This is a genomic window from Micrococcus sp. H39-S4, from assembly GCF_027158145.1.
Taxonomy (GTDB): domain Bacteria; phylum Actinomycetota; class Actinomycetes; order Actinomycetales; family Micrococcaceae; genus Micrococcus; species Micrococcus luteus.
Genome location: NZ_JAPVLT010000007.1, coordinates 26,993 through 47,209 on the forward strand (window position 1 = coordinate 26,993; position 20,217 = coordinate 47,209).

Below are 20,217 nucleotides of genomic sequence, written 5' to 3' on the forward strand. Positions count from 1 at the left end.
TCCGGAAGGAGACGCCCCCATGCACACCGTCGCCCCCGCCGACGGGACCGTCGACCTGGCGCCCGGCACGGCCTCCGCCGTGTCCTGGCCTTGGCGGTGGCTCGTGTTCTGGTGCTGGTACGCGTGGGCCCTGGTGACCTCTTCGAAGGCGGTCATCAAGGACCTCGTCACCCCCGGCGTCCAGGCGCGCTCGGGCATCGCCCGCGTGCGCAGCAACTGCCGCACGGACGCCGAGGTCACCCTGCTCTCGGCGCTGATCACCCTGACGCCCGGCACGTTGACGCTGGGCACCCGGCGTGCCGGCGCCGTCGGTGACGAGGACGGTGACCCGGACGCGCGGCGCCTGCTCTACGTGCACGGCCTGTACGCTGACGACGCCGACGCCCTGCGCGCGGAGATCCACGACATGGAGGCGCGCATGCTCCACGCGATGCGGAAGACGGGGGTGGCATGATGCCCTTCGCCTACGACTGGTCCCTGGTGGGGATCGACCTGGCCATCGCGCTGCTGACCGTGTCGGCGCTCGTGTCCGCGTACCGGATCGTGGTGGGCCCGCTCGACGCGGACCGCGCGGTCTCGGGCGACCTGCTCACGTTCAGCGTGCTCGGGATGCTCGTGCTGTTCGGCGTCCGGGCGGACAACCCGTGGACGTTCGACTTGGTCCTGATCGCCGCGGTCGTGGCCTTCCTGTCCGGCATGTCCCTGGCCCGCGCGCTCACGCGCGGCAAGCGTTGAGGAGGTCGCACCCGTGGACGTCGTCCTGACCGCCGCCGGCTCCGTGCTCGTGGTGATCGGAGCCCTTGCGTTCGTCACCGCGGGACTCGGTCTGATCCGGTTCCCCGACCCCTACACCCGCGTCTCCGCCGTGGGCACCGCCGGCGGCGTCGGGATGATCCTGATCGTGGTGGGCGCCCTGCTACTGGCCCCGGGGGTGGCCGCGTTCGTGAAGGTGGCCCTGATCGTGGTGCTGCAGCTGGGCTCGGCCTCGGTGGCCACCATGGCCCTGGGCCGCTCGGCCTACCTCACCGGGGTGCCCATGAACCCCGGGCACTACGACGAGCTCGCCGAGGACACCCCGGGGCGCGAGCACGGCGAGCCCGCTCCCCGCGCGCCGGACGAGGTCTGAGACCGCTCGCACGCGGCGTCGGACCGGCCCGTCCCGTCTCCCGGGGCGGGCCGTGCCGCCTCAGGGGCGCGGCGCCAGGACCAGGTTAGTGATGCGGGCGGTCGAGAGCCGCCGGCCCTGCTCGTCCGTCATCACCACCTCATGGGTGACGAGGGTGCCGCCCAGGTGGACGGCGGTCGCGGTGCCGGTCACGAGGCCCGAGCGGACGGCCCGGTGGTGCGTGGCGCTGATCTCGACCCCGACGACGTTGCGGTCCGGCCCGGCGTGGATCTTCGCGGCCATCGAGCCCAGGGACTCGGCGAGCACGAGGTGGGCGCCGCCGTGCAGCAGCCCGACGGGCTGCTCGTTGCCCGCCACGGGCAGGGTGGCGACGGCTCGCTCGGCCGTGAGCTCGAGGAAGCGCAGACCCATCTTCTGGGCGAGGGGGCTGATCGCCGCGCCGCCGAGCGCGGCGACGAGCTCGGGCGTCAGACCGGCCTCGGCGCAGGCCGCCGCCAGCTCGGCGGGGCTCAGCTCGGGGGTGACGCCGGGGCGGTACACGCGGTCGGAGGCGGCGGGGGTGGTCGCAGTGTGCTCACTCATGAGCACTAGGCTGGCACACGCGACCGGTGCGCCCCGCGCCGCGCGCCGAGAGGAGACGTGAGCACCCATGGCGGCAGATCCGACCCCAGAGGCCCCACAGCGGCTGCTGGTCCTGGACGGGCACTCGATGGCGTTCCGCGCGTTCTACGCGCTGCCCGCCGAGAACTTCGCCACGGACACGGGCCAGCACACGAACGCCGTGTACGGCTTCACCGCCATGCTCCTGACCATGATCCGGCAGCAGCGGCCCACGCACGTGGCCGTGGCGTTCGACCTCTCCGGGCCCACGTTCCGCTCCGAGGAGTACGGGGAGTACAAGGCCGGCCGCTCCGAGACGCCCGCGGAGTTCGCGGGCCAGATCGAGCTGACCGTGAAGGTCATGGAGGCCCTGGGCATCCCCACGCTCACGCTGGAGGGCTACGAGGCCGACGACATCGTGGCCACACTGTCCGCGCGCGCCGAGGAGGCGGGGTGGGAGGCCGTCGTCGTCTCCGGTGACCGGGACGCGTTCCAGCTCATCTCCGAGCGCACCACCGTGCTCTACCCCAAGAAGGGCGTCTCCGACATCCCGCCGATGGATGCGGACGCCGTCATGGCCAAGTACGGGGTCGCCCCCGCCCAGTACCCCGAGCTCGCGGCCCTCGTCGGCGAGGCCGCGGACAACCTGCCCGGAGTGCCCGGCGTCGGCCCCGGGTTCGCCGCGAAGTGGCTGAAGCAGTACGGGGACCTCGACGGCGTGCTCGCGCACGCGCACGAGATCACGGGCAAGAAGGGGGAGGCGCTGCGCGAGCATCTCGAGGACGTGCGCCGCAACCGCCGCCTCAACGCCCTCGTGCGCGACCTCGACCTGCCGATCGGGCTCGAGGCGATGCGGCTCGAGATGCCGGAGCGCGAGCCCGTGGAGGAGCTGTTCGACGCGTTGCAGTTCAACCGCATCCGGGAGCGCGTGTTCGAGGTGTTCGGTGAGCGGGTGGGCGAGGACGCGCCGCCCCCCGAGGCCGAGGCCGCCCCGGAGTTCACCGAGGCGACGACGGCCGAGGACGTGCGATCCTTCCTCGCCGCCGAGGCCGGCAACCTGCTCGGCGTCCACGTGGACGTCGAGGGCCCGGCCCTGCTGCCCCGCCGCAAGGTGCCCGTGCCCGGCACGTTCGGCACGCCCGTCGGCGTCGCGCTGGTGGGCGAGCACGCGGGCCTGCACGTCACCCTCGACGGCGACGCCCCGGACCCGGCGCTGGTGGCCGCCGTGCGCGAGGCCCTGGGCGAGGGCGGACTGGCCAAGGCCGTGCACGACCTCAAGCGCACGCTCAAGGCGCTGGCCGCGCCCACCGAGGGGGACGGGCTCGGCCGGGACGCGGCCCTGGACGGCGTGGTGGACGACGTGCTGCTTTCGGCCTACCTGATCCAGCCGGACCGGCGGGACACCTCGCTCGAGGCGCTGGCGGAGGCGCATCTGCACACCCCCCTCACCGCCCCGCGCGAGCCCGCGCAGCAGCGGGCGCAGGGGACGTTCGACCTCGACGGGGGTCAGGCCGCCGCCGAACGCGCGGACCGCGCCGCGGACGCCGTGCGGGCCGCCTGGGTGGTGCGCCGTCTCTCCACCCAGTTCACGCCCCAGGTGCTCGACCGCGGGGCCCAGCGGCTGCTGCAGGAGCTCGAGATCCCGCTCTCGCGGCTGCTCGCCCGGATGGAGCTGACCGGCATCGCCGTCGACGTCGACGCCCTGACCGGCCTGCGCGAGGACTTCACCGCCGCCGCCGACGCCGCCAAGGAGTCCGCGTGGGCGTCCGTCGCGGAGGAGACCGGCGGGATGCAGGTCAACCTCGGCTCGCCCAAGCAGCTGCAGGAGGTGCTGTTCGAGCGGCTCAACATGCCGCGCACGCGCAAGACGAAGACCGGCTACTCCACGGACGTGGACTCGCTGCAGGACCTGCTCGAGCAGACCCGGCACCCGTTCCTCGAGAACCTCATGGCCCACCGTGACGCCACGAAGCTCCGGCAGACCGTGGAGGGGCTGCTCGAGACCGTCGCCCCGGACGACCGCATCCACACCACCTACTCGCAGACCGCCGCCGCCACGGGCCGACTGTCCTCGCTGCACCCGAACCTCCAGAACATCCCGGTGCGCACCGAGGCGGGCCGCCGCATCCGTGAGGTGTTCGTGGCGGACGAGGTGGCCGGGGAGCAGGCCGTGCTGCTCTCGGCCGACTACTCCCAGATCGAGATGCGCATCATGGCGCACCTGTCCGAGGACGAGGGGCTGATCCAGGCCTTCCGCGAGGGCGAGGACCTGCACTCGTTCGTCGGCTCGCAGGTGTTCGGGGTGGACCCGGACGACGTCACCGCCGAGCAGCGCGCCAAGGTGAAGGCGATGAGCTACGGCCTGGCCTACGGGCTGTCCTCCTTCGGGCTGTCCAAGCAGCTGAAGATCTCGGTGGACGAGGCGCGCGGCCTCATGAAGGGCTACTTCGACCGCTTCGGCGGCGTGCGCGACTACCTGCGCGACGTCGTCGCACAGGCCCGGCAGGACGGGTACACCTCGACGATCGAGGGGCGCCGTCGCTACCTGCCGGACCTCAGCTCGGACAACCGTCAGCTGCGGGACATGGCCGAGCGCGCCGCGCTGAACGCCCCCATCCAGGGCTCGGCCGCGGACATCATCAAGCGCGCGATGCTCGACGTGCAGGCCGGCCTCGAGGAGCACGGGCTGGCCTCGCGCCTGCTGCTGCAGGTCCACGACGAGCTCATCCTCGAGGTCCCGGCCGCCGAGCTCGAGAAGGCCACGGCGCTCCTGAAGGAGCGGATGGGCCGGGCCGCCGAGCTCTCCGTGCCGCTCGACGTGCACGTGGGCCGGGGAAGGAGCTGGCATGACGCCGCGCACTGACGCGCCGGAGGGTCCGTCGCTGCGGCGGCTGGCCGACGCCGCCGAGGCCCGGCTCGGCGAGCACGGCCTCGCGCTGCGCGACCTCGGGGTCCTCGGGCCCGAGGACCCCGCCGCATCGCACTTCGTGGCCGCGGTCGAACGGGGCTTCTACGAGACGGTGCCCACGGGCGCCGCGCTCCGCCAGCAGCTCGAGGCCCACGCGGCCGACGGACGGCGCCGGCTCGGCGTCTACGCGCCGGGGGACGACCCGGCGGCCCGCCGCCCCGCCGCCACCTTCGAGGACTTCGTGCAGCCGCTGACCACGTGGCCCGGCCGCACCGTCGACGCGTGGCTGATCACCGACGTGACCGTCTCGCCGGACGCCCGCCGGCGCGGCGTGCTGCGGGCCATGATGCTCAGGTCCCTCGCGGACGCCCGCGACGCCGGCCTGTGCGCGGCCGCCCTGACCGCGACCGAGGCCGCCATCTACGGCCGCTTCGGCTTCGGGGCCGCCACCCGGTGGCACGCCGTGCGGATCGACGTCTCGGGCGCCCCCGCGTTCACGGGCGCCCCGGCCGGCGGGCGGGTCACGGTCGAGGAGCCGCGCGAGATCCCCGGCCTCGTGGACGAGCTGTACGGGCGGGTGCTGCCGGCCACCCCGGGCTCGGTCCAGCGGACCTCGTTCAGCGTGCATCGCTGGGAGGACCGCGAGGCGAGTCGGAACGAGGGGCGCGGCTCGGGGCTGTACGCGGCGGTCCACCGCGACGACGACGGGCGGGTCCAGGGCGTCGCGCTGTATCGGTTCGAGGGCTGGGAGAAGGAGCCGCCCACGATCACCGTCACCGCGTTCCTCGCGGCGACCGCCGACGCGCGGCGCGGGCTCGTCCACCACCTGGCCCGACTGGACCTGGTCGAGCGGATCGAGTGGGGCCGCGCGCCCGAGCCCGGTTGGCTCGAGGCGCTCTTCGTCGACGAGCGGCGGGTGAGTCGGCACCGCGGCTCCGACGACCTGTACCTGCGGGTCCTGAACCTGCCCGCCGCCATGGCGGCCCGTGGCTGGGCGGGCGACGGGGAGGTCGTCGTCGCCGTCGAGGACGCGCTCGGCGCGATCGACGGGACGTGGCGGCTCACCGTCCGCCAGGGGCGCGGCGCCGCCGAGCGGTTGGGCCCCGCGGCCGACGCCGTCCGCATGGGCGCGGGGCTCCGGCTCGACGCGGCCCGGTTCTCCGCGCTCTGGCTCGGCGGGCACTCCCGCGGGGCCGGCGCCGCGGTGCTGGCGGAGGCCGGTGTCGTGGCGGAGCTGCGGGCCGGCGCGGCGGAGGCGTTCGACGGGCTTGTGCGACCCAGCCGACCCCTGCACACCCTCGTCGGCTTCTGATACGCTGGACGAGCACATTCGTGCGCGTTTGATACATGTCCATCACGACCCACGCCGGGTGGGGCCCCTCTGGTGCCCGGATGCCGCCCACCGGCGGCATCGATCCCGACGTGACCCCCGATCCCAACGGAGTCCCTCCTACATGACCACCACTTCCAACGCCCCGCAGGTCGCCATCAACGACATCGGCTCTGCCGAGGACCTGCTCGCCGCCATCGACGCGACCATCAAGTACTTCAACGATGGCGACCTCGTCGAGGGCACCGTCGTCAAGGTGGACCGCGACGAGGTCCTGCTCGACATCGGCTACAAGACCGAGGGCGTCATCCCGTCCCGCGAGCTGTCCATCAAGCACGACGTGGACCCGGACGAGGTCGTGGCCGTGGGCGACACCGTCGAGGCCCTGGTCCTCACCAAGGAGGACAAGGAGGGTCGCCTGATCCTCTCGAAGAAGCGCGCCCAGTACGAGCGCGCCTGGGGCGACATCGAGAAGATCAAGGAGGAGGACGGCGTCGTCGAGGGCACCGTCATCGAGGTGGTCAAGGGCGGCCTCATCCTCGACATCGGCCTGCGCGGCTTCCTCCCGGCCTCCCTCGTGGAGATGCGCCGCGTGCGCGACCTGGCCCCCTACATCGGCCAGAAGCTCGAGGCGAAGATCATCGAGCTGGACAAGAACCGCAACAACGTGGTCCTGTCCCGCCGCGCCTGGCTCGAGCAGACCCAGTCCGAGGTCCGCTCCAACTTCCTCCACAAGCTGGAGAAGGGCCAGGTCCGCAACGGCACCGTGTCCTCCATCGTCAACTTCGGCGCCTTCGTGGACCTGGGCGGCGTGGACGGCCTCGTGCACGTCTCCGAGCTGTCCTGGAAGCACATCGACCACCCGTCCGAGGTCGTCGAGGTGGGCCAGGAGGTCACCGTCGAGGTCCTCGAGGTGGACATGGACCGCGAGCGTGTCTCCCTGTCGCTGAAGGCGACCCAGGAGGACCCGTGGCAGCTCTTCGCCCGCACCCACGCCCTCGGCCAGGTCGTGCCGGGCAAGGTCACCAAGCTCGTGCCGTTCGGTGCGTTCGTCCGCGTGGAGGACGGCATCGAGGGCCTCGTGCACATCTCGGAGCTGGCCTCGCGCCACATCGACACCGCCGAGCAGGTCGTGTCGGTCAACGACGAGCTGTTCGTCAAGGTCATCGACATCGACCTCGAGCGTCGCCGCATCTCCCTGTCCCTCAAGCAGGCCAACGAGGGCGTGGACCCCGAGGGCACCGAGTTCGACCCGGCGCTCTACGGCATGGCCGCGGAGTACGACGAGGAGGGCAACTACAAGTACCCCGAGGGCTTCGACGTCGAGACCAACGAGTGGATGGAGGGCTTCGAGACCGAGCGCGCCGCCTGGGAGCAGCAGTACGCCGACGCTCAGGCCCGCTGGGAGGCCCACAAGGAGCAGGTGCGCCGCTCCCTCCAGGAGGAGGCCACCGCCGGCGCCGACGCCGGTGCGGGCCTGGGCGGCTCGTCCTACTCCTCCGAGGCCCCGTCCTCGGACGGAGGCACCCTGGCCTCCGACGAGGCCCTCGCCGCCCTGCGCGAGAAGCTCACCGGCAACTGATCGCCGCCGTGCGTGGCCGTCCCTGACGGCCCGCGCCGAGCACCCGACGCCCCGTCCCTCCCTCCGGAGGGGCGGGGCGTCGTCGTGTCCCGGGGGACTGGCCGCGGGGGAGCGGACGGGACCCGGCGGCCGCGCTCAGCGGCGCTCGGAGACCGTCACGGTGAACGTGCGGTCGCGCGCCGTCTGCCGAGTCGGCCCGACGAGGTCCTCCAGCACCGACCGGTACCGCAGGTGCGAGTTCCAGACGCACCACAGCCGGCCGCCCGGCTCCAGCACCCGCGCCGCGGCCGCCACCAGCCGGTGCGCCACGGAGGGGTCCACGGCGTTGCCGTCGTGGAACGGGGGATTCAGGAGCACGCACTCCTCCTCCCCGTCCGGCCACGTGGCCAGCGCGTCGTCGCGCACGGCCCGGACGCGGTCCGCCACGCGGTTCGCACGGGCCGTGGCCAGCGTCGAGGCCACCGCCACGGCGGACTGGTCGGTGGCCACCACGGTGACGTGCGGCCACAGCCGCGCTGCCCCGACCGAGAGCAGCCCGTTGCCGCAGCCCAGGTCCACGACGCGCCCCGGCGGGCGCGGGTCGTCGGCGAGCGAGGCGAGCAGCAGACGGGAGCCCGGGTCGGCGGCGGCTCCGCCGAAGGTGCCGGCGTGGGCCACCAGGTGCAGGCGCCCCACGCCGGGGACGTCGCGGTCGGCCTCCTCCGGCGGCCGGGCGGTCACGCCGGGACGTGGGCCCCGGGCCGTGAGCACGCGCGCCTTGCGGCGTCCCCGTCCGGCGACGACGTCCTCGAACGCCGCGCCCAGCACCGCGTTCATGCGCGGACTCATGTGCTTGTCGCGGCCGCCGGCCAGCAGGACCACGCCGGGGTCGGCGGCGGCCGACACGATCCGGGACAGCCGGTCGAGTTCGTCGAGCGAGCGGGGCAGCGGCAGCAGGACCGTCCGGGCGCCCCGGGCCGCCTCCTCAGGCGTGGCCGTTCGCTCGAGCTCGCCCGTCTCCCCGCCGAGGCGACCGGCGGCGCGCCACGCGGCGAGGTTCGCGTCCAGCGAGCGCTCGGCGGAGGCGTCGTCCTGGTGGATCCGCACGTCGTGGCCGGCCGTGAGCAGGGGCAGGGTCAGCGCGCCGTGCCGGTCCTCCAGGACGGCCACCGGGCCGGGGACGTGCCCGCTCGCGATCCACCCGGCCAGGGTGTCGAGCAGGAGCAGGTCCGCCGCGTCGTGGGCCTGGCGGTCGGGCTCGGTCGGCAGCGGCCACCGATCCAGCGCCGCGAAGTCCACGCCCGCGGTGAGGTCGTCCGGCAGCCCGCCACGGGCGACATCGGGGGTGACCCCCCGGGGCAGCGGTTCACTCATGGTCCACCCAGTCCTCTCCGATCCGCTCCGCATGCCCCGCGCCGGCCGTGACGTCCGCGAGCCGCGCCGCGAACGCCGCGCGGGCCTCCTCGGTGTCCGGCACGCCGACCGTCAGGCGGACCCCCGCGGCGCCGTAGCTCGCCTCCAGCACGGACACGCCCGCCGCGCGCAGCTCGTTCTCCCACCGGCCGGCGTCGGTGTGGGGCGCCTCCACCGCGAGCAGGGCCAGCCGGGAGCGGGTGCGCAGCGGGGCGGCGTCGAGTGCCCCGGACACCGAGTCCGAGTAGGCGCGCACCAGGCCCCCGGCGCCCAGCTTGATCCCCCCGAACCAGCGCACGACGACGGCGCACACGTCCGTCAGGTCGGTCCGGCCCGGCGCGGTCTCGCGCTGGAGGACGGCCTCGAGCATGGGGACGCCGGCCGTGCCGGCGGGCTCGCCGTCGTCGCTGGAGCGCATCCGGTCCCGGGCGGGGCCGAGGACGAACGCGCTGCACACGTGCCGCGCGTCGTGGTGCCGGCGCCGCAGGACGGCGACCATCTCGCGCGCCTGCGCCTCGTCCTCGACGCGCCCGAGGTAGGTGAGGAAGCGGCTGCGGCGGATCTCCACCTCCCGTTCCAGCCAGCCGTCGGGGTCGCGGGCGGACGCCGGCAGGACCGTGCAGCGCGCGGTCGGGGCGGGGGCGGGATCGGGCATGACCCCACCCTAGGGGCTGGCCGAGGACGGGCACGCCGTCGAGCCCCGACGTGAGCTTCGGTACAGTGGAAGACCGTGCCACCCGGCACCGGCCCACCGGTGAGCGAGCACGCGTGCCGCCGCGGGCCTCCCATGACCCTGTCCCGGGAGACTCATGACTTCCCCGCTCACTCGCCTGCACGACACGTTGGGGCTCCGCACGAGTCCGGCGATCTTCTTCGGCTCGGCCGCCGCGGTCGTGCTCTTCACCGCCGCGATGGGCCTGTTCCCTGGCCCGGTCCAGGCGGCCTTCGGCGTGGTCTCGAGCTGGCTGCGCTACGACGTCGGCTGGATCTACACCCTCAGCCTGACCCTGCTGGTGGCGTTCCTGTTCATCCTCGCCGTGACCCGGTACGGCCGGGTCAAGCTCGGCGACGACGACGCGGTGCCGGAGTACTCCGGCCTGACCTGGTTCGGCATGATGTTCGCCGCCGGCGTCGGCGCGGTGCTGATGTTCTGGGGCATCGCGGAGCCGATGAACCACTACGCCAACCCGCCCATGGCGGGGACGGAGCCGTTCTCCGACCGCGCGGCCTCGGAGGCCATGGCGATCGCGAACTTCCACTTCGGCATCCACATGTGGGCGATCCTGCTCGTCCCGGGCCTGTGCTTCGGCTACTTCACGTACAAGCGCAAGCTGCCCCCGCGCGTGTCCTCCGCCTTCCAGCCCCTCCTCGGCGATCGCATCCACGGCCCCATCGGCAAGACGATCGACATCATCGCCGTGGTCTCCACCGTGTTCGGCCTCGGCGTGTCCGTGGGCCTGGGCGCCCTGCAGATCAACGCGGGCATGAACTACGTGCTGGGCACCCCCGTGGCCGGCTGGGTCCAGGCGCTCATCCTGGCCGTCGTCACCGCCGTGGGCACGGCCTCCGTGCTGGTCGGCATGGACAAGGGCGTCAAGCGGCTGTCCTACGCCAACATCCTGCTGGCGATCGCCCTGCTCGTGTACGTCCTGATGTGGGCCGTCTCCAGCATGGACGTCATCCGCGGCACCGTGCAGGCGATCGGCGAGTACGCCTCCATGCTGCCCGTGCTCTCCACCTACAACGACACGTACAACTCGGGCCAGTGGTCCGGTGACTGGACCGTTTTCTACTGGGCCTGGACCGTGACGTGGGCGCCCTTCGTGGGGATGTTCTTCGCCCGCATCTCACGCGGCCGCACCATCCGCTCCTTCATCATGGCCGGCCTCGGCCTGCCCACGGCGTTCGTCATCATCTGGATGGGCATCTACGGCTACTCCGCGTTCCAGTCGGACCGCGCCACCGCGCCGGCGCCGGGCCAGGGCGGTGACCTCACGCAGACGATCGTCACCGACGGCAACGTCCAGGCCGCCCTGTTCCAGCACCTGCAGGGCACGCCGCTCTACACGGTGGCCGCGGTCGTGGCGCTCGTGGTCATCACGCTGTTCTTCATCACCTCGATCGACTCGGGCGCGCTCGTGATGGACGCGATGGCCAATGGCCACGAGGATGCCGCGCCCCGCCGCCAGTCCGTGTTCTGGGCCGTGTCCATCGGCGCGGTCTGCGCGGCCATCATCCTCACCGCGGGCGAGAACGGCCTGGCGGCGCTGCAGGAGGTCATCATCGTGATCGGCCTGCCCATCCTGCTCATCACCGTCACGCAGGCCGCACTGCTGCTGCAGGCCCTGCGCGAGGACGCGGGTGCCGCGCGGCCCATGCGGACCCGCCAGTGGAAGCAGGTGCTGCCGGTCGAGGAGTACCGCCGCCGCGCCACCGAGGACGGCGTGGACGTCTCGGACTTCGTGATCCGCCCCGAGTTCGAGGTCGGCACCGAGCCGGAGAACGACACGCACACCCCGAAGACGTGGCACCAGCAGCGCATCGACGCGGCCAAGGCCCTCGTCACCGTCGGCCTGACCGGCGGCATCGCCGCGGGCCGCACCGAGGTCGGCGCGGAGCTCGAGCGGCTGGGCGCCGTCGTCGTGGAGTTCGACGACCTGATGGGGGAGATCCTCGTGCCCGGCAACCCCGTGCTCGAGGAGCTCCGCTCGGTCTTCGGCGAGGACATCGTCCGCGCGGACGGCACCCTGGACGCGCGCACCCTCAACCGGCTCACCACCGAGAGCTCGACCGCCCGGACGCGCATGTACGAGATCGTCTCCCCGGCGGTGCGCGACGAGGCGAACCGCCGGGCCCGCGAGATCGGCGAGGACTCCGTGCTGGTGGTCGACCTGGCCCTGCTGGCCGAGACCGGCTCCGGACAGGACTTCGACCAGGTGCTGGCCGTCTCCGCTCCCGCCGAGGTGCGCGTCGCCCGGCTCATGGAGTCCCACGACATGACCCGCGAGCGGGCCTGGGCCTTCATCGACGAGGAGGCGGCGGACGAGGAGCGGGCCGAGATCGCGGACACCGTGATCGAGAACGACGGCTCGCTCGAGGACCTGCAGGAGGCCGTCCGGGCATACTGGGAGGCCAAGATCCAGCCTCAGCTCGAGGCCGCCCGAGGAGAGCGCGTATGACCGAGACCGACCCGGTGGCCGAACGGCCGCGCGTCCATGTGGGCCTGACCGGCGGGATCGCCGCCGGCAAGTCCGCGGTGGCCCGTGTCCTGCAGGAGCGTGGCGCGCTCCTGGTGGACTCGGACGCCCTCGCCCGGCTGGTCCTCGAGAAGGGCACCGACGGGCTGGCCGCCGTCCAGGACGAGTTCGGGGACCGCGTCATCACCGCGGACGGTGAGCTCGACCGCGTCGAGATGGCCCGCATCGTCTTCGGGGACGAGGGCGCCCGACAGCGCCTGAACCGCATCGTGCACCCCCGGATCCGGGCTGCGGCCCGGCGCATCGTCGCCGAGGCCGGGCCGGACGCCGTCGTGGTCCAGGACGTGCCGCTGCTGGTGGAGACCGGGCAGGCGGACGCGTTCGACCTCGTGATCGTGGTGGAGGCCCCGCTCGAGGAGCGCCTGCGCCGGATGGTGGAGGACCGCGGCATGAGCCGCGCGGACGCCGAGGCGCGGATCGCGGCCCAGGCCACGGACGAGCAGCGGCGCGCCGTCGCGGACGTGGTCATCGTCAACGACGCCGACCTCGAGCGGCTCGCGTCCGTGGCGAACCAGGTGTGGGACCGGTTCCTCGCCCCCGGCGCGGCTGAGCCCTCGGCGGACTGACCGCCGGGGTGTCCGGGGCGCGACGTAGGGTTCTGCCATGAGCCTGGCCCAGAAGATCAACCGCGTCGTCGCCCCGTTCGAGGTCATCTCCCCCTACCAGCCCTCCGGTGACCAGCCGAAGGCCATCGCCGAGCTCGCCGAGCGCGTGGAGGCGGGGGAGAAGGACGTCGTCCTGATGGGCGCCACCGGCACGGGCAAGTCGGCGACGACGGCGTGGCTCGTCGAGCGCCTCCAGCGGCCCACGCTGGTGATGGTGCAGAACAAGACGCTCGCGGCGCAGCTGGCCAACGAGTTCCGGGAGCTGCTGCCCAACAACGCGGTCGAGTACTTCGTCTCCTACTACGACTACTACCAGCCCGAGGCGTACGTCCCGCAGACGGACACCTTCATCGAGAAGGACTCCTCCATCAACGAGGAGGTCGAGCGGCTGCGCCACTCGGCCACGAACGCGCTGCTGACCCGGCGGGACGTGATCGTGGTGGCCACCGTCTCCTGCATCTACGGCCTCGGCACGCCCGAGGAGTACATCGAGCAGATGGTCACCCTGCGCCGCGGTGCGGAGATGGACCGGGACGTGCTCCTGCGGCGGTTCGTGCAGATGCAGTACGTGCGCAACGACGTCGACTTCCACCGCGGCACCTTCCGGGTGCGGGGGGACACCGTGGAGATCATCCCCATGTACGAGGAGCTCGCGGTGCGCATCGAGTTCTTCGGGGACGAGATCGAGTCCATCCAGACCCTGCACCCGCTCACCGGCCAGGTGGTGCGCGAGGAGGAGGAGATGTACATCTTCCCGGCCTCGCACTACGTGGCCGGCGACGAGCGCATGGGCCGGGCGATCACCACCATCGAGGACGAGCTGCGGGAGCGGCTGCAGGAGCTGGAGTCCCAGGACAAGCTGCTCGAGGCGCAGCGGCTGCGCATGCGCACCACGTACGACCTCGAGATGATGCAGCAGATGGGCTACTGCAACGGCATCGAGAACTACTCGCGCCACATCGACGGCCGTCCCGCCGGCTCCGCCCCGCACTGCCTGCTGGACTACTTCCCGGACGACTTCCTGCTCGTGGTGGACGAGTCCCACGTGACCATCCCGCAGATCGGCGCGATGTACGAGGGGGACATGTCCCGCAAGCGCACCCTCGTGGAGCACGGCTTCCGCCTGCCCTCGGCCATGGACAACCGCCCGCTGAAGTGGGACGAGTTCCTCGAGCGGATCGGGCAGACCGTGTACCTCTCCGCGACGCCGGGCGCCTACGAGCTCGGCCAGGCGGACGGCTACGTCGAGCAGATCATCCGGCCCACCGGGCTGGTGGACCCGCAGGTGGTGGTCAAGCCGACCGAGGGGCAGATCGACGACCTGCTCGAGCAGATCCGCGTGCGCACGGCCAAGGACGAGCGCGTCCTGGTGACCACGCTGACCAAGCGCATGGCCGAGGACCTCACGGACTACCTGCTCGAGGCGGGGGTGAAGGTCGAGTACCTCCACTCGGATGTGGACACGCTGCGCCGCGTGGAGCTGCTGCGGGAGCTGCGCAAGGGCACCTTCGACGTGCTGGTGGGCATCAACCTGCTGCGCGAGGGCCTGGACCTGCCCGAGGTCTCGCTCGTGGCGATCCTGGACGCGGACAAGGAGGGGTTCCTGCGCTCCACCACCTCCCTCATCCAGACCATCGGCCGCGCCGCCCGCAACGTCTCCGGCGAGGTCCACATGTACGCCGACAACGTCACGGACTCCATGCGGCGGGCGATCGACGAGACCGAGCGGCGCCGGGCCGTGCAGATCGCGTACAACGAGGAGCACGGGATCGACCCCCAGCCGCTGCGCAAGCGCATCGCGGACATCACGGACCAGCTGGCCCGGGAGGACGCGGACACCGCCGACTTCCTCAAGGGCATGGGCGGCGTGAAGTCCGGGTTCGACTTCGGCATGGGCCACCGAGGCCTCAGCTCGCTGGACCGGGACGCGACCACAGGGGAGGGCACCGAGGCTCCGGCGGTGGACCCGGCGTCGCTGCCCGCCAAGGACCTGGCCGATCTGATCGAGCAGATGTCGAAGCAGATGCACCAGGCGGCGGCGGACCTGCAGTTCGAGCTCGCCGCCCGCCTGCGCGACGAGGTCGGCGAGCTCAAGAAGGAGCTGCGGCAGATGAAGCGGGAGCAGTGACCACCCGGCATGATGCCGACCCAGGGTGTTATGAAAACACTGATGAATGTCGTCATATCAGTGATAGTGTGACGCCATGAGCGCAGCACCCCCGGTCGCGGCCGTGATCGCGGACATCGTCGGCTCCCGCGCCCTCCCGGACCGGGAGCGCGCGCAGGAGCAGATCCTGGCCGCCTTCGCGGCCGCGGAACAGGACGTCCCGCCGCTGCGCCCCGCCTGGGCCAGCGTCGGCGACGAGTTCCAGGCGCTGCACCGCACCTGGCCGGACGCGCTCCGGCTGACCGTCCGCGTCACGCTCGCCCTGCCCCCGGGCCTCGACCTGCGCTTCGGGATCGGCCTGGGGCAGCGGCGGGCCCTGGACGCCGGCGGAGACGGCATCGAGGACGGCACGGCCTGGTATCGGGCCCGCGAGGCCGTCGAGCACGCGCACGAGCGGGCCGCCGGCGCCGCGACCGCCTTCCGTGCCGCGGACCCGTCCCTCACCGCCGCCGTGGACGGGCTCGCCCTGCTGCGCGACCACGTCCTCGGCCGGCTCAAGGCCCGCGAACGCCGGATCGCCGCAGCCCTGCTGGGCGGGGCGACCCAGGCGGAGGCCGCACGGGCGGAGCGGATCACGCAGTCCGCGGTGTCGCAGACCGTCGTGCGGTCCGGGATCGGCCGGCTGCTCGAGCTGGACGCCGAGCTCGCCGCCGCGGCGACGGAGGTCGCGCCGTGACCGCCCTCGCACTGCTCGCCCTGGGGCTGCACGACCTGCTCGACGCCGTCCTGCCCGGCGCCTGGCCCGCCCCACGGCGGCGGTGGCTCGCCCGGGCCGGCGCGGCCGTGGCCGCCGTCCTCGCCGCGGTGCTGGTGGCCGTGCTGGCGCCGACCGGCGTGGCCGTCGCGGTGGGCGGCGGCCTGGTGTCCCTCGGCCTGCTGATGGGCTGGACGTGGCTGCACCCGGACCGGCCGCTCGGGGTGGTCGCGGTGGTGGCCGTGGTCGGCCTGGTGGCCGTGCTCGAGTCGACCCTGGCGCCCGCGGGCCTGCGCTCCGCGCCCCCGGCCCTCACGCTGTTGGCGGTGGCGCTGGCCCTGACCGAGACCGGCAACCGGGTCACCCGCGCGGTCCTCGCCCTGGCGGGCCGGCCCGCCGACGGAGGCGACGAGGAGGCGGAGGACCCCGCGGCGGAGCCCACGACCGTGCCGTCCGCCGCGCCCACGGACCCCGCGGCCGACGGCCTGCGCGGCGGTCGCTACATCGGGCCCATGGAGCGACTGCTCATGGTCGTCCTGGGGCTCGCGCAGGCCTATCCGGTGATCGCGGCCCTGATGGCGGCCAAGGGCATCGTGCGCTTCCCGGAGATCTCGGCGGACCGCGGCGCCGGCTCGCGCGCGGAGGAGTTCCTCATCGGCTCCCTCGCCAGTTGGGGCCTGGCCGCCGCCGGTGCCGTCGTCGTCTGGCTCGCCCTGGGCCTGACCGCTCCCGGCGCAGTCTGAGACCGGCCCCCCGCGTCCGCGCGCGGGACCGCACCCGTCTAGACTGGCGCGGCCCCCACGAAAGGAACCCCTCCAAGGACGTGCTCAGTCCCGCCTTCGAGACCACGACCCTTGTGGTCCTCGGCGTCATCCTCCTGCTCGACCTGCTGTACGTCGCGCGCCGCCCCCACGAGCCCTCCATGAAGGAGGCCGGCCTGTGGATCGGGTTCTACGTGGCGCTGGCGCTGGTCTTCGCGGGGCTGCTCTTCGCGGGGCTGCTCTTCGCCCTGGGCGATGCGCAGCACGGCACCGAGTTCCTCGCCGGCTGGGTCACCGAGTACAGCCTCAGCGTGGACGACCTGTTCGTGTTCCTCATCATCATGGCCACGTTCCAGGTGCCCCGCCGCTACCAGCAGGAGGTGCTGATGGTGGGCATCATCATCGCGCTGATCGCCCGCGCGGTGTTCATCGCGGTCGGCGCCGTCGCCATCGAGCACCTGACGTGGGAGTTCTACATCTTCGGCGCCTTCCTGCTCTGGACCGCCTGGCAGCAGCTCAAGGACGACGGCGGGGACGAGGAGTCCGAGCCGGGCGTCGTGGCCCGCCTGACCCGCCGCCTCAACGTGGCGCCGGACTACGACGGCAACCGACTGCGCACCACCGTGGACGGCCGGCGCATGTTCACCCCCATGGTGGTCGTGTTCATCACGATCGGCCTGACGGACGTGATGTTCGCGGTGGACTCCATCCCGGCGATCTTCGGCCTCACCCAGAACTGGTTCATCGTCCTGACCGCCAATATCTTCGCCCTCATGGGCCTGCGCCAGCGGGCCCGACGACGCCCCGCTCCGCCCGCCGCGGGTCGGGGCGTCGTCGTGCGACCGGGTAGACTGACCGGCGACGTAGGGGAGTATCCCGAACACTGTGGACGTCAGCACGCCGCGGCCGCCGAGAGCGCGCCGCCGGCCGGACACAGGGGCCCGGGCCGCGGCCGCGGCGGGCGGAGAGACTTGCGGCACCGTCCTGACCCCTGACGCCGAGAGGTGACCCGTGGAAATCAACGGCCTGACCTGGGGCCTGACGATCGCGCTGATCGTCGGGCTCCTCGCGTTCGACTACTTCGCCCATGTCCGCAAGGCGCACACGCCGTCGATCCGGGAGGCCGCGATCTGGTCCGGCGTCTACGTCGGCCTCGCGCTCGTCTTCGGCCTCGTGTTCTTCGCCTTCGGCGACACCCAGCACGCGGTCGAGTACTACACCGGCTACCTGCTGGAGAAGGCGCTCAGCGTCGACAACCTGTTCGTCTTCCTGGTCATCATGGCCAGCTTTCGGGTGCCGCGCGAGTACCAGCAGAAGGTGCTGCTGTTCGGCATCACGTTCGCGCTGATCTCGCGCACCCTGTTCATCCTGCTGGGCGCCGCCGTCATCGCCGCGTGGTCGGACGTGTTCTACCTCTTCGGCCTGTTCCTGCTGATCATCGCCGGCGGCCAGCTCAAGGGCGAGATGTCCGGCGACGCCGAGGGCGCCCAGGACGAGGCGGACAACGTGATGGTCCGCCTCGTCAAGCGGTTCCTGCCCGCCTCCGAGCAGTTCGACGGCGACCGCCTCTTCACGACGGTGGACGGCAAGCGCCTCATGACGCCGATGCTCCTCGTGATGATCGCGATCGGCGCCACGGACATCCTCTTCGCCTTCGACTCCATCCCCGCGATCTTCGGCGTGACCCAGGAGGCGTACATCGTCTTCACCGCCACGGCGTTCTCGCTCATGGGCCTGCGCCAGCTGTACTTCCTGATCGACGGCCTGCTCGACCGCCTCGTCTACCTGGCCTACGGGCTCTCCGCGCTGCTGGCGTTCATCGGCGTGAAGCTGATCCTGCACGCCCTGCACGAGAACAACCTGCCGTTCATCAACGGCGGCGAGAACGTGCCCGTCGTCGAGATCCCCACGACGCTGTCCCTCGTGGTCGTCGTCGTGATCCTGGCGATCACCGTGGCGATCTCCCTGGCCTCGCCGAAGGGCCAGGCCCTGCGGGCGCTGCAGAACGCCGAGAAGTACTCGTACCGGTACTCGAAGCTGCCCGAGGACGCCGACCCGGCCGAGCGCGAGCGCGCCGCCGCCCTGATGGATCGCTGGACGGCCCGGGCCGAGGCCGTGGACCAGCGCTGGCGCGACCAGCTGCTCGAGCACAAGGACGCGTGGTCGGCCATCATCCGCACGGCCCACGAGACCCGGCTCGCCGATCCCCGTGACGACGACGCGCGCGGGGTCTCCGAGCAGATCGTGCGGCAGGACGGGCCCACCGTCTGAGCCGATCACGGCGCCGGGGAGCCCTCCGCCGGCGCCCGGGCCCCCGGGCCGGTCAGTCGACCGGGTCGGGGGCCGTCGTCGTCCCGGCGCCGTCCGGCGCGGTCATCGCCAGGAGCCGCTCGAGGATCGCCGGTCCGTCGTCGGCGATGCCGTCGTGGTGGAAGGCGTCGGTCTCCCACACCTGCAGGCCGCGGACGCGCCGCGCCGTCTCGAGCGAGAGGTCCCGGTCCACGTACACGTCGTCGGCGTAGACCGCGGCGGCCACGGGGACGGTGTTCTGCGCCAGGGCAGCCACGTCGTAGAGCGGGCCCCACTGCGTGCGCTCGGCGAGCAGCCGCGCCGTGCCGGCCAGGGGCCGCAGCCGGGGGTCGACCTCGACGGACCAGGGCATGACGTGTTCGCCCGTGGGCAGCGGGACCGTGGTCGCCTCCGGGTCGAAGTCCGGGTGCTCGGCGAGCATCCGGGACGCCGACCAGCCGGTGTCCGCCCGGCCGCCGGCCAGGTCCGCCGGCTGCGCGTAGATCGCCTCGTGCAGCACGGTGTAGAGCGGGTTGACGAGGCGGTCGTCCTGGTCGGCGACGGCGGCCAGGAACGTCTCGGACAGGCGCGGCGCGGGTCCGGTGCGGTCCACGGCCTCGGCGAGGACCCAGTGCAGGCGGTCCACGCGGGTGTTGCCGCCCAGCAGCATGCCCAGACCCTGGGCCCGTCCCACGGTGAGCGGCCCGCCGCCGGGCAGGGGGATCGGGGCGCCCGCGGCCTCGGCGGCGCGGATCAGCCCCACGGCCTCCGACCACGCGTCGCGGTCGGCCGGGTGCCGGTCGAAGAACTCCTCGGTGCGGGCGCGCATCCGGGCGTAGGTGGCCCGGTAGACCCGGTCGGCGTGGCCGGTGAGCGGGGCGAGGCCGCCGGTCACCAGGCTGCGCTGCAGGCCCTCCGGGTGGAAGGAGAGATAGCTCAGCGTGCAGAACCCGCCGAAGCTCTGGCCCAGTGTGGTCCACGGCCCGGCGCCGAGGGCGAGGCGCAGCATCTCGGCGTCCCGCACGATCGAGGGCGCCCGCAGGTGCACCAGGTGCTCGGCGCGCGCCTCGTCCGTGGCGAAGGCGCCCGGGGCGGTCAGGGTCGCCACAGTGGCCGGGGTCGAACGCCCCGTGCCGCGCTGGTCCAGCAGCAGCACGCGGTGGCTCTCGGCCAGCGCGCCGAGCCAGCCGCTCAGGCGCGCCGGGCGGGGCCCGGCACTGCCGGGGCCACCCTGGAGGTACAGGGCCCAGGGGCGCTCGCCCTCGGGGTCGTCCTTCGCCCGGATCTCGCGGGCGAAGACGGTCAGCGTGCCGCGCCCGTGCGGCCCGACGCCGGTGCCCGCCGCGTCCTGCGCCTCGGCCTCGGCGAGGCCCAGCGCGTGGTCGATCGGCACCGAGAACCAGTGGTCCACCGTGACGGTGCCGTCGTAGAGCTCGGTGCGCTCGCCCACGCGGTGGCGGGCCGGCTCGAGGGGAGCGAAGCCGCGCGGGTCGCCCGCCACGGGCC

At 72.9% G+C, this 20,217-nt stretch carries 17 protein-coding genes; 13 read left to right on the plus strand and 4 right to left on the minus strand.

Annotation, left to right across the window (positions count from 1 at the left end):
- Positions 1 to 19 precede the first annotated feature (19 nt).
- From O3T09_RS08225 to O3T09_RS08235, 3 genes are read left to right on the plus strand one after another with little or no spacing between them, the layout of a single operon-like run.
- Positions 20 to 454, plus strand: a complete 435-nt coding sequence (locus O3T09_RS08225) for a Na+/H+ antiporter subunit E (protein ID WP_010078748.1) — start codon at positions 20 to 22, stop codon at positions 452 to 454.
- The gene (locus O3T09_RS08230) at positions 451 to 735 is read left to right on the plus strand and encodes a monovalent cation/H+ antiporter complex subunit F (RefSeq protein ID WP_010078747.1); all 285 of its coding nucleotides are present in this window, start codon (positions 451 to 453) and stop codon (positions 733 to 735) included. Before O3T09_RS08225 ends, O3T09_RS08230 begins: the two co-directional genes overlap by 4 nt.
- A gap of 13 nt (positions 736 to 748) precedes the next feature.
- On the plus strand, positions 749 to 1,126 hold the full coding sequence (locus O3T09_RS08235; RefSeq protein ID WP_036315347.1) for a cation:proton antiporter: 378 nt from the start codon (positions 749 to 751) through the stop codon (positions 1,124 to 1,126).
- 60 nt (positions 1,127 to 1,186) lie between these two features.
- Here the strand turns inward: O3T09_RS08235 and O3T09_RS08240 are convergent, their stop codons facing one another.
- Positions 1,187 to 1,708, minus strand: a complete 522-nt coding sequence (locus O3T09_RS08240) for a PaaI family thioesterase (RefSeq protein ID WP_070708811.1) — start codon at positions 1,706 to 1,708, stop codon at positions 1,187 to 1,189.
- A 67-nt stretch (positions 1,709 to 1,775) separates the two neighbouring features.
- Between O3T09_RS08240 and polA the strand changes: the two genes are divergently transcribed.
- From polA to rpsA, 3 genes are all read left to right on the plus strand, one after another.
- Entirely contained in the window at positions 1,776 to 4,589 is a 2,814-nt protein-coding gene (gene polA / locus O3T09_RS08245; protein ID WP_269295485.1) for a DNA polymerase I, read from the plus strand.
- On the plus strand, positions 4,573 to 5,946 hold the full coding sequence (locus tag O3T09_RS08250; protein ID WP_144862174.1) for a GNAT family N-acetyltransferase: 1,374 nt from the start codon (positions 4,573 to 4,575) through the stop codon (positions 5,944 to 5,946). Before polA ends, O3T09_RS08250 begins: the two co-directional genes overlap by 17 nt.
- Before the next feature lie 142 nt (positions 5,947 to 6,088).
- On the plus strand, positions 6,089 to 7,546 hold the full coding sequence (gene rpsA / locus O3T09_RS08255) for a 30S ribosomal protein S1 (RefSeq protein ID WP_036315338.1): 1,458 nt from the start codon (positions 6,089 to 6,091) through the stop codon (positions 7,544 to 7,546).
- Between the two features lie 135 nt (positions 7,547 to 7,681).
- Here rpsA and O3T09_RS08260 read toward each other — a convergent pair whose 3' ends face one another.
- The gene (locus O3T09_RS08260) at positions 7,682 to 8,899 is read right to left on the minus strand and encodes a class I SAM-dependent methyltransferase (RefSeq protein ID WP_233437074.1); all 1,218 of its coding nucleotides are present in this window, start codon (positions 8,897 to 8,899) and stop codon (positions 7,682 to 7,684) included.
- Positions 8,892 to 9,593: an IMPACT family protein gene (locus tag O3T09_RS08265; protein WP_036315334.1), complete on the minus strand. Its 702-nt coding sequence runs from the start codon at positions 9,591 to 9,593 to the stop codon at positions 8,892 to 8,894. The genes O3T09_RS08260 and O3T09_RS08265 overlap by 8 nt, the downstream gene beginning before the upstream one ends.
- 154 nt (positions 9,594 to 9,747) lie before the next feature.
- On the opposite strand from O3T09_RS08265, the gene coaE (O3T09_RS08270) reads away from it, so the two are divergent.
- The 7 genes from coaE (O3T09_RS08270) (at position 9,748) to O3T09_RS08300 (ending at position 18,693) form a co-directional block, all read left to right on the plus strand.
- The gene (gene coaE, locus O3T09_RS08270; RefSeq protein ID WP_041102705.1) at positions 9,748 to 12,117 is read left to right on the plus strand and encodes a dephospho-CoA kinase; all 2,370 of its coding nucleotides are present in this window, start codon (positions 9,748 to 9,750) and stop codon (positions 12,115 to 12,117) included.
- Positions 12,114 to 12,761, plus strand: a complete 648-nt coding sequence (gene coaE / locus O3T09_RS08275; RefSeq protein ID WP_036315330.1) for a dephospho-CoA kinase — start codon at positions 12,114 to 12,116, stop codon at positions 12,759 to 12,761. The genes coaE (O3T09_RS08270) and coaE (O3T09_RS08275) overlap by 4 nt, the downstream gene beginning before the upstream one ends.
- Positions 12,762 to 12,798: 37 nt before the next feature.
- A complete protein-coding gene (gene uvrB, locus O3T09_RS08280) occupies positions 12,799 to 14,928 on the plus strand; it encodes an excinuclease ABC subunit UvrB (protein WP_100058001.1) in 2,130 nt (709 codons plus the stop codon).
- Positions 14,929 to 15,004: 76 nt separating this feature from the next.
- Positions 15,005 to 15,643: a SatD family protein gene (locus O3T09_RS08285; protein ID WP_269295486.1), complete on the plus strand. Its 639-nt coding sequence runs from the start codon at positions 15,005 to 15,007 to the stop codon at positions 15,641 to 15,643.
- Positions 15,640 to 16,404, plus strand: a complete 765-nt coding sequence (locus O3T09_RS08290; RefSeq protein WP_129866770.1) for a hypothetical protein — start codon at positions 15,640 to 15,642, stop codon at positions 16,402 to 16,404. The genes O3T09_RS08285 and O3T09_RS08290 overlap by 4 nt, the downstream gene beginning before the upstream one ends.
- 80 nt (positions 16,405 to 16,484) lie before the next feature.
- Entirely contained in the window at positions 16,485 to 17,417 is a 933-nt protein-coding gene (locus O3T09_RS08295) for a TerC/Alx family metal homeostasis membrane protein (RefSeq protein WP_100058671.1), read from the plus strand.
- 16 nt (positions 17,418 to 17,433) lie between these two features.
- The gene (locus O3T09_RS08300; RefSeq protein WP_049147868.1) at positions 17,434 to 18,693 is read left to right on the plus strand and encodes a TerC family protein; all 1,260 of its coding nucleotides are present in this window, start codon (positions 17,434 to 17,436) and stop codon (positions 18,691 to 18,693) included.
- A 52-nt stretch (positions 18,694 to 18,745) separates the two neighbouring features.
- Here O3T09_RS08300 and O3T09_RS08305 read toward each other — a convergent pair whose 3' ends face one another.
- Positions 18,746 to 20,212 (minus strand): alpha/beta fold hydrolase, encoded by a 1,467-nt coding sequence (locus tag O3T09_RS08305; protein WP_063189259.1) that lies wholly within the window; start codon positions 20,210 to 20,212, stop codon positions 18,746 to 18,748.
- Between the last annotated feature and the right edge of the window lie 5 nt (positions 20,213 to 20,217).